The sequence below is a fragment of the Salipiger sp. genome (assembly GCF_059781815.1).
In genome coordinates this window covers 45,105-54,784 of sequence record NZ_JBYNAH010000003.1, presented here as the reverse complement: position 1 = coordinate 54,784, position 9,680 = coordinate 45,105, and the positions used below count along the sequence as shown (strand labels likewise).

General features: G+C 64.2%; 7 protein-coding genes. 5 read left to right on the top strand and 2 right to left on the bottom strand.

Annotated elements, in window-relative coordinates; genetic code table 11:
* Together AC6RA4_RS00770 and AC6RA4_RS00765 are read right to left on the bottom strand one after the other, a co-directional pair.
* On the bottom strand, positions 1-829 hold an 829-nt coding region (locus tag AC6RA4_RS00770), incomplete at its 3' end, for an Ig-like domain-containing protein (RefSeq protein ID WP_500156426.1).
* 594 nt (positions 830-1,423) lie between these two features.
* Positions 1,424-3,925 carry an acyltransferase family protein gene (locus AC6RA4_RS00765; RefSeq protein WP_500156424.1) on the bottom strand — a complete coding sequence of 834 codons (2,502 nt, stop codon included), beginning with the start codon at positions 3,923-3,925 and terminating at the stop codon, positions 1,424-1,426.
* Positions 3,926-4,273: 348 nt separating this feature from the next.
* Here AC6RA4_RS00765 and AC6RA4_RS00760 point away from each other — a divergent pair, with 348 nt between their 5' ends.
* From AC6RA4_RS00760 to AC6RA4_RS00740, 5 genes are all read left to right on the top strand, one after another.
* Complete coding sequence (locus AC6RA4_RS00760; protein ID WP_500156422.1) at positions 4,274-5,569, top strand: extracellular solute-binding protein; 1,296 nt, start codon at positions 4,274-4,276, stop codon at positions 5,567-5,569.
* Positions 5,570-5,687: 118 nt separating this feature from the next.
* Positions 5,688-6,659: an ABC transporter permease subunit gene (locus AC6RA4_RS00755; RefSeq protein WP_500156420.1), complete on the top strand. Its 972-nt coding sequence runs from the start codon at positions 5,688-5,690 to the stop codon at positions 6,657-6,659.
* Between the two features lie 4 nt (positions 6,660-6,663).
* Positions 6,664-7,506 (top strand): sn-glycerol-3-phosphate ABC transporter permease UgpE, encoded by an 843-nt coding sequence (gene ugpE, locus AC6RA4_RS00750; RefSeq protein ID WP_500156418.1) that lies wholly within the window; start codon positions 6,664-6,666, stop codon positions 7,504-7,506.
* Positions 7,506-8,576: a sn-glycerol-3-phosphate ABC transporter ATP-binding protein UgpC gene (gene ugpC / locus AC6RA4_RS00745; protein ID WP_500156416.1), complete on the top strand. Its 1,071-nt coding sequence runs from the start codon at positions 7,506-7,508 to the stop codon at positions 8,574-8,576. The genes ugpE and ugpC overlap by 1 nt, the downstream gene beginning before the upstream one ends.
* Entirely contained in the window at positions 8,576-9,568 is a 993-nt protein-coding gene (locus AC6RA4_RS00740) for an endonuclease/exonuclease/phosphatase family protein (RefSeq protein WP_500156414.1), read from the top strand. Before ugpC ends, AC6RA4_RS00740 begins: the two co-directional genes overlap by 1 nt.
* Positions 9,569-9,680: the final 112 nt, after the last annotated feature.

Genomic DNA, 9,680 nt, shown 5'->3' with positions numbered 1-9,680 from the left:
TCGTGACCGGGGTGTCCTCGTCGGTGGTCTCGGCATCGTCCTCCGCCACCGGCGGGTCGTTCACCGGAGCCACCGTCACCGTCACCGTCGCCGTGTCGGTGCCGCCATTGCCGTCCGAGATCTCGTAGCTGAAGCTGTCGGTGCCGCTCCAGTCGGCATCGGGCGTGTAGGTGATGGTGCCGTCGCCATTCACCGTGGTGGTGCCGTTGGCGCCGTTGCCCGCACTGGTGACGGTCAGCGGATCGCCCTCGGGGTCGCTGTCATTGCCGAGCACCGCGATCGTGACCGGGGTGTCCTCGTCGGTGGTCTCGGCATCGTCCTCCGCCACCGGCGGATCGTTCACCGGGGCCGGATCGAACACCCCGCCAATCTTTTCGGATCCGTTTCGGGTGCCACCGTCTTCCCCCACACTCGTGTAGCGCAGTGCGAGGCGTTGCTCGGACAGCAGGTCCAGCGTCAGATCGACACTGTCGTGGGACAGAACGAACGTCGTCGTCCGGATATCATCCTTGCCGATGCCCGACGTCCCGAATTTGACACCGCCGTCGAAGTCACCCTGACGCACCAGCTGGCCCTTGACGTTCACGCCGCCGCCGAGATTGGAAACATCATCTTCCTTGAACTGCCCGCCGGTCACGTCGTCGCCGGTCACACTGAGCCCGTCGATCAGAGAGGCATCCGCGATATCGAAAAAAATCCCGCCAAGATCACCGATGCTCGCCCCGGTATCGAGGACCTCCATCGTGACGACCAGATCTCCGTTCACCTCGGTGACCGTGATCAGCGTATCGACCACACCTTCGACAACAAAAGAAATAGAATCCGACATGGCTTACCCTCCCTGCCGTGGAGACGCTGTCATCGCAGCGGGTCCACACGCCATCCGAGCGCAAGCGGGGCCAAACGAGAGATGGTCGGGCGAGATGACGCCAGGCAATACGAAGCCATGCGCCGGAATCGCGCCTCCCGGGGAAATTGTCCGACTAACCATTTTCTCGCGAAGATTTTGCCTAAAACTTGCGCGAAAATGACTTAAATGCTCCGCCATCCCGGCTTGGTGTCAATATTCAATTGCGTGTCACCCATTCGCAACACCGCCTCAAACAAGAGAGGATCGCGACCAACAACCTATTGGAATTAAATCCATTTCCGCAGGCTCCGAACACTCGGCCCTCCGTCGTATCGCTGCTCTCAAATTGAGAACGGACCGCCGGAAGGCAACCGGAGCCTGTCAGGCGCAACACATCATGGCTGCATTATGTGTAATGCGCCTCCTCTTCCGGCTGAGAATCACCACGCCTGCACCAGCCGTCTTCCAGCGGGATTGAAGTCGCTACGAAAGGCTGGCGCCGCCCATGCGGGTCTGGCGACCTGCGCCCTGGAAGCCGGGCCGCCCTCAGCACTCCCCACCGGGGGCGCGATCTCATTGCGGCGACATCCGCCTTTCGATGAATTTCGCGGGGCTGAGTTTCCGAACCGCGAGTGCGATGCACACTGGCACCACGACCCCCACCAGCGTTCCGACCACCAGATGAACGGTCAGATCCTCTTCGCCCAGTCGTTCCAAAGCCCTCCTGGCGCCGGAGGTTCCGAAGACGTGGAACAGGAAGATATAGAACGTGAACGGGGCCAAAGGCTTGAGAAGTTTCAGATGCGTCGACAGAAGCAGCACCGCGATGATCAGCGGCAGGCCGATCAGAAACGCCCCCCAGTGAGGCATGTAGAGAAAGACATGCCCTGACGCGTACAGGGCCACGGCTGCGGTCGCCGCGGCCAGAGAGGCGACGGCGACCAGGATCACCTCGGTCCGGCTCAGGGCGAGATAGGATCTCTGCCCGAAGACCAGCCCAAAGGCAAAGAACGGCGCCAGCACCGCAACCCCGTCCAATGCGAAGAACGGCGTCATGAAGACCCCGGTGAAGATCATCGGGGACAGCAAAACGGCGAGCAACGGCCAGCGCGCGGCATCGCCCAAGAGGTAGAGCAAGGCGTATGAAACCAGCAGGATCACGATCAGGCTCTGGATGAACCAGAAATGCGCGTAGGAGCTCAGGAAGAAGAGCCCGGGGCCGCCCCCGCTATTCGAATAGCTGCCGCCAAGCGAATTGGTCGCGATTGCGAACAAGACCATCGCCACGATGGAGGGCAGGACAATCGTCTTCGCCAGAGAGCCGAAGAAAGCCCTTGGCGGCGCCTCGGCAGAGCCGATGGTCTGGAAGGTCAGGCCCGACAGAAACGCGAACAGGGGCATCTTGAAGTAGCCCATGAATTCGTTGAGCGTGTGAAGCCAATGGTCCATGGGCAGGCTCAGTCCGGCCTGCGGGTTATCCCCGACGACATGGGCGAAGACCACCAGGATACAGCACAGGGCGCGCGCGCCGAGCTGATCGAGCTTGTAGGTCTTTGCGGCCTTGCCTCCGGAGCTATCGAGAGCGTCTTGATCCGAGAGCGCCGCAAGCTGCGCCAAGGTCATCTGGTTCCAGTCCCCTGGCGCCGAGCCGAGGATGGTTTCGAGCTCCAGATCGACCTCGATGAAATCCATCGAGGTCCCGCCCAGAGCATCGAACGTGTCCTCCGGCGAAATGTCGTCGCCGGGGAACTGGGCTTCGAACACCTGAACGATCTGAGCCAGCACGCCCGAAGACGGATCGTCTGCCGCTTTCGTCCGCGGCGTTGCCGCCCCGGTCGCCTCGAGACGGGCGATCACCTCCTTTTGCAGCGCCTTGCGTTTGACCTTGTTGGTGTGGGTCCTGGGAAGCGCGTCGACCTCGCCGACCGAGACCGCTCCCGCGATCGAGGCGTCGATCTTTGCCAGCGTTCCTTCCGCCAGCTCCCTGACCCGGTCCAGAGGCATCTCTTCGCCGCGCTCGACGGCCACAAAGACCCGCTCTCCGCGCATCGGATCGGGAATGCCCACGACGGCGATCGGCAGGTTTTCACCGGCCTCCTTGAGAATCTTCTGTTCCAGAACCTCGCTGGAAATCTTCTTGCCGGCGCAATTGATGATGTCATCGGCCCGGCCGCGATAGTACAGCCGCTCGTCAACGATCTCGCCCACGTCGCCGGTGACAAACCAGCCGTCGTCATCCGTGAGGGGGCGCTGCTCGCCATCCACCAGCAGATAGGACGCAAGGTTCGGTCCCCGGATCTTGATGCGCCCGGTGTCCGTCAGCGCGACTTCGATGTCGCCTTCGGCCCGGCCCACCGAGTCGAGCGCCGCGCCCGTGTCCTCCGAGACGATTTGCAACGTGGATCGAGACGCCTCGGTCAGGCCGTAATTGAGCAGGATCACCGCATTCGGAAAAATCCGTTTCAGCGCCTCCTTCTCGTCCCGGCTGATGTACTGACTGCCGATCTCGAGCCATTTCAGGCGCTTACCCGCCTCGGCGAAGCGGCGTTCGTTCTTGATCACCAGCCGCAGCAGGGTTGGAACCGCAGAAAGCGCATTGACCTCGCCGCGCTCCAGAAGGGCGAGAAACTCCGTCAGCTTGAACCCGTTCGAGGGGATATAGGCTGCGCCGCCTGCCTGACAGACCGCGCGACACCGCGCGAGCCCGAACGAGAAATAGACCGGGATTCCGATGTACTCCCGGATGGTATCGTCCACGCGCATGTACGTGTTCAGACGTTCGACCACATCCAGCAGGGCACGGTGCGAGATCGCGATCCCTTTCGGAGCACCTTCCGTACCCGATGAAAAGGAGATCTGCGCAATATCGGTCGACGGGTTTCCCCGAACATCCTCCTGCAACCAGTTGCCATCGGCATTTGGCGTCACAACGCGAGAAATCTGGATCTGCTCGGGAAGCTTGATGTCGCCGCCAAAAAGCGGAACCACAATCTCGCCCTTGCGATAGGATTCAGCCACTTTCAAAAAATAGTCCGGCGAATTGACCGCCTGGATACCGACATAGGTTACCGACATTGCTTCTTCCGTTCGAGCGATGGCCACCCGGGGCCACGAGCAGGCTAGCGGCTCACCGTTGAGATTGCCAGTTGGCGGTGGCACCGCCGCGCGATCAGGGAAAGGGCCGCACGCGCATCCTAACACACCTTACCGACCTGCCCGGTCGTCGCTCAGCGGCCGTGATCCACCGGGTGGCATCCCGGCTGTTGCGGTCACGTTCGCCGTTGCCTTCCGACGATCCCGCAACGCCGCCAAACAAGCGCAGCGTGTCCGGCGCGACGTGAAAGTTTCACATTCCTTAAGCTTGGCTGTCACATAGCCCGCATAGCGGTCCCTCAAAGACAACCTCCTGAAAGGACAAGGGACATGTTCAAGACGGCATCGACCGCCATCGCCCTCGCTCTCACTTCCTCCACCGCCTTCGCCGCCACCGACATCAGCTGGTGGCACGGCATGGGTGGCCGCAACGGCGAAGTGATCAACGAGATCGCCCAGCAGTTCAACGCAGCCCAGGACCAGTGTAACCTGACCCCGGTCTCGCGCGGCACCTATGAAGAGGCGCTGTCCTCGGGCATCGCGGCCTTCCGCTCGGGCGAGCAGCCCAACATCCTGCAGGTGTTCGATGCCGGCGCCGCCACCATCATCGCCGCCAAGGGCGCGACCGTTCCCGCCGAAGACCTGATCCTCGGCGCAGGCGAAGCCTTCGACCGCGATGCCTTCATCGCTGGCGTGCGCAACTTCTACGCCGATGCCGACGGCAAGTTCATCGGCATGCCGTTCAACTCCTCGGCGCCGATCCTGTATTACAACATCGAAGCCTTCGAGAAGGCCGGTGTCGCGCCGCCGAAGACCTGGGAAGAGTTCGAAACGGTCGCACCGAAGCTGAAAGAGGCCGGCTACATCCCGATGACCGCCTCGCAGCTGACCTGGATGATGGTTGAGAACTTCAAGTCGCGGAACAACCAGCAATTCGCCACCAACAACAACGGTTACGACGGCGTCGACGGCACCGAGATCCTCGTCAGTGACGACAACCAGAAAATGATGTTCGAGAAGCTCAAGGCCTGGGCCGACGAGGATCTCTACGGCTTCTACGGCGCCGGCTGGGCCGACAACCTCAAGCCCTTCGAGGAAGGCCAGGCGGCCATGTGGATCGGCTCCTCGGGCAGCTTCGGCGGCCTGCAGCAATCGGCCGAGTTCGAGTTTGACGCCGTCTACATGCCCTATTGGGACGCCATCGAAGGCGCCGGCACCCAAAGCTTCATCGGCGGCGCGGCGCTTTTCGCCATGGCCGGCAAGCCCGAGGAAGAAAACGCCTGCACCGCGCAGTTCTTCACCTTCCTGACCTCGCCCGAGACCCAGTTCTTCTGGCACCGCAGCACCGGCTACGTGCCGATCACCGAAGCGGCCTACGAGCTGGCCAAGTCGGAAGGCTACTACGACGACCAGCCGGTGGCCGAGGTCGGCATCCAGCAGCTGATGCTGCCGGGCGGCGAGTGGTCCAAGGGCTACCGCATGGGCTTCTATCCGCAGATCCGCTCGGTGATGGAGCGCGAGTTCAACCGCATCTTCTCGGACGAGGTGTCGGTGGATGAGGCCTTCTCGATCATCGAGGAAGAGGGCAACGCCCTGCTCGCCCGGTTCGCCAAGACCGCGAACTGAGCCGACATCGACCGAAATTGGGGGTCGGGCCATGCGCCCGGCCCCCCGTTCCATTGCCGCGCCCGGCCCAAGCTCCACTGCCATGCCCGAGCGCCCCGCCCCCGACCAGGACACGCCCGTGACCGATACGCCTTTTACCATCGCCGAGGCCGAGACCACGCTCTTTGCCCGGCTCCGCCGCTGGTGGTCCGGTGAGACCGCCACCCCCGTCAAGCGCGTCCAGTTCGACCGCCCGCTGACGCCGTGGATGTTCCTGCTGCCGCAGCTCGCAGTGGTGGCGATCTTCTTCTACTGGCCCTCGGTGCAGGCGGTGACCTCGTCCTTCTACCTCGAAGACCCGTTCGGCTTCGGCGCGACCTTCGTGGGCCTCGACAACTACACCGACGCGCTGACCAGCCGCGGCTATCTCTCGACCGCCGCCTTCACCGCCTTTTTCTGTGTCGTGGTCACGGCGCTGTCACTCGGGCTTGGGCTGCTGCTGGCGGTCAAGGCCGACAAGGTGATCCGCGGCGCCGAGACCTACAAGACTCTGCTGATCTCGGTCTACGCCATCGCGCCCCCGGTGGCGGGCCTCATCGGCATGATGTTCTTCGACATGCATATGGGCCCGTTCACCCAGATGGCGGCATGGTTCGGCTATGATCTGAAGGTCGGCATCGACTACTGGGACACCGCCAGCGCGCTGATCGTGATCTCGGTCTGGAAGCAGATCCCCTACAACTTCATCTTCTTCCTGTCGGGGCTGCAATCGGTCCCGGTCTCGGTGCGCGAGGCGGCGCTGATCGACGCGCGATCCGGCTGGCGCCGGTTCTGCGACATCACCCTGCCGCTGCTCGCGCCCACCGCCTTCTTCCTGCTGGTCATCAACATCACCTACACGATGTTCGACACCTTCCCGATCATCGACGTGATCGTGAAGGACAAGCCCGCCAACAACCCGATGACGCTGGTCTACAAGGTCTATCTCGACGGGTTCAAAGGCAACGACATCGGCGGCTCCTCGGCCCAGTCGGTGATCCTCATGGTGGTGGTGGCGCTGCTCACGGTGCTGCAGTTCCGCTTCCTCGAACGCCGCGTGCATTACGGGTAGGCCCATGCAGAAGATCAAACCCCTCGACCACCTGATCCTGATCCTCGGCGCGCTGTTCCTCTGCACGCCCGTGGTGATGGCGCTGATGTCCTCGACCCATGCGGCGATCGACATTCACTCCAACGGCCTCGCCCTCACCCCCGGCCGCCACGGCGCCGAGACCTACACCAAGGTCCTGACCAGCCGCGGCGGCTTTACCGGGGACGTGACCGGGCTCTTGATGCTGACCAACTCGATGATCATGGGGCTGGGCTTTGCCGTCGGGAAGATCGTGCTTTCGATGATGGCGGCCTATGCGCTGGTCTATTTCCGCTTCCGCTTTGCCACGCTGATCTTCTGGGCCATCTTCGCGACGCTGCTTCTGCCGCTCGAGGTGCGCATCATGCCGTCCTATCAGGTGATGTCGGAGCTGCACCTCCTGAACACCTATACCGGCCTGATCGTGCCGCTGCTGGCCTCGGCCACCGGCACCTTCTTCTTCCGGCAGTTCTTCCGCTCGGTGCCCGACGAGCTGCTCGAGGCGGCGCGCATCGACGGCGCCGGGCCGGTGAAGTTCTTCATCGACGTGCTGGTGCCGCTGTCGAAGACGATGATGTCGGCGATCTTCATCATCATGTTCATCTATGGCTGGAACCAGTATCTCTGGCCGCTGCTGATGACCACGGATGAGAGCTTCTTCACGCTCATGCGCGGCATCAAGTCGATCCTGCAGGTCTGGGTCGGCAGCCAGATCCCCGATTACAACGAAGCCTTTGCCCTTGCGGTGCTGGCGATGGTCCCCCCGGTTGCGGTGGTGGTGATCTTCCAGCGCATGTTCATCAAGGGCCTGACGGAAAGCGACAAGTAATGGCACATCTCTCCCTGACCAATGTCGGCAAGACCTATGGCGGCAGCGCCCAGCCCGCGGTGGTCGACGTCAATATCGAGATCCGCGATGGCGAGTTCATCGTTCTGGTCGGCCCCTCGGGCTGCGGCAAGTCCACGCTTTTGCGCATGGTGGCCGGTCTCGAGACCATCTCCCAGGGCGAGATCCGCATCGGCGAGCGGCTGGTCAACCAGCTCGATCCCGCCGAGCGCGACATCGCCATGGTGTTCCAGAACTACGCCCTCTACCCCCACATGAGCGTGCGCGACAACATGGCCTACGGGCTGAAGAACCGCGGCGAGAGCAAAACGGTGATCGAGGAGCGCGTCGCCGAGGCCGCGCGCATGCTCGAGCTGCGCCCCTATCTCGACCGCAAGCCGCGCGCGCTTTCGGGTGGCCAGCGCCAGCGTGTCGCCATGGGCCGCGCCATCGTGCGCCAGCCCTCGGCTTTCCTGTTCGACGAGCCGCTGTCGAACCTCGACGCCAAGCTGCGCGTGTCGATGCGGATGGAGATCCGCAAGCTGCAGCGGCGGCTCGGCACCACCTCGCTCTACGTCACCCACGACCAGCTCGAGGCGATGACGCTGGCCGACCGGCTGGTGGTGCTCAATGGCGGCCGGGTCGAGCAGATCGGCGCGCCGCTCGAGGTCTACCGCGCGCCGGCCTCGACCTTCGTGGCCTCCTTCATCGGCGCGCCCGCGATGTGCCTGCTCGATGCCCATGTGGAGAACGGGCAGGTTCGGCTCGAAGGCCACGCGCTGGCGCCGGTGGCGCAGGCGGCCGGGCCGGTGACGCTGGGCCTGCGCGCCGAGGACCTGCGCCTGACGCCCGGCGGCGTGCCGATGCGGGTCGATTATGTCGAGGAGCTGGGCGCGCAGCGCATCGTGCATGGCTACGTGGGCGATCAGGCTCTGGCGATGATCGACACCAGCGAAGCGCCCCTGCCCGAGACCGTGCATCTGGGCGTCGCGCCCGCGCGCGTGCATCTCTTCGACGCCCAGAGCGGCCGCCGCATCGAGACCGCGGCGCAGCCCGTCGCGGTGCCGGCGTGATGATCCGCGAGACCGTCTCGGAGCTGCCGGTCCCCACTGCGGCCGATCTGGCCCTGCGCGCCCTGCCCCGGACCATCGCCGCGCATGACGCGCATATCGCGACGGTTCCAGGCATGAACGTCATCGAGACCGGCGGCGCGGCGGCCCCCGCGCCGCTGGCGCTGCCGCTGACCGTGGGCGCGTGGAACCTCGAGCGCTGCCTCTTCCCCGAGGCCTCGGCGCAGAAACTGGCCGATTGTCAGCTGCTTCTGCTGTCGGAGATGGATCACGGCATGGCCCGCACCGGCCAGCGCAACACCACGCGCGACATCGCAGGTGAGCTCGGCATGTCCTACGCCTACGCGGTGGAATTCCTCGAACTCGGGCTCGGCTCGCCCATCGAGCACGAGTTCTGCGAGGACGCCTTCAACGCGCGCGGCTATCACGGCAACGCACTGGCGGCGAAGACCGCGCTGCGCGATCCCTTCGCGCTGCGGCTCTGTGGCGAGCGGCAATGGTTTTCGGATGAAGAACAGCCGCGACTGGGCGAGCGCATCGCCGTGGGCGCCACCGTCACGACGACCGCCGGGCCCTTCGTTGCCGTCTCCACCCATCTCGAAAGCGCCTGCGGTGCCGTGCATCGCGAGCGACAGATGCGCGGGTTGATCGACGCGCTGAGTGCGGCTTTCCCCGGCCTGCCGGTGCTGATCGGCGGCGATCTCAACACCGGCAACCATGCCGGCGGAGACTGGCGCGCCGAAGGGCTCTTCGACGCCGCCCGCGAGGCGGGCTTCACTGTCCATGGCGGCCCCGAGGACCAGCCCACCACCCGGCCCAGCCTGATCACCCGCTGGCCCGAGCGTCAGATGAAGCTCGACTGGTTCCTCGCCCGCGGCCTGACGCTTGGCCCGACAGAGATCCGCTCCTCGCTCGACGAAACAGGCCGGCCACTCTCGGATCACGACGCCATCGTGACACGGATTGTCGAGCTCGCCCCGACCCCCGGCGGGTGAGATGCTGACAAGAGCCGCCCGATGAGGGACGTTCCGCAGGGACCGCCGAATAAGGATGCGTCACGCGCTGCCTATTAGGGGCGCTCGCTGCCCGCCCAGACGCAAGCCGGCC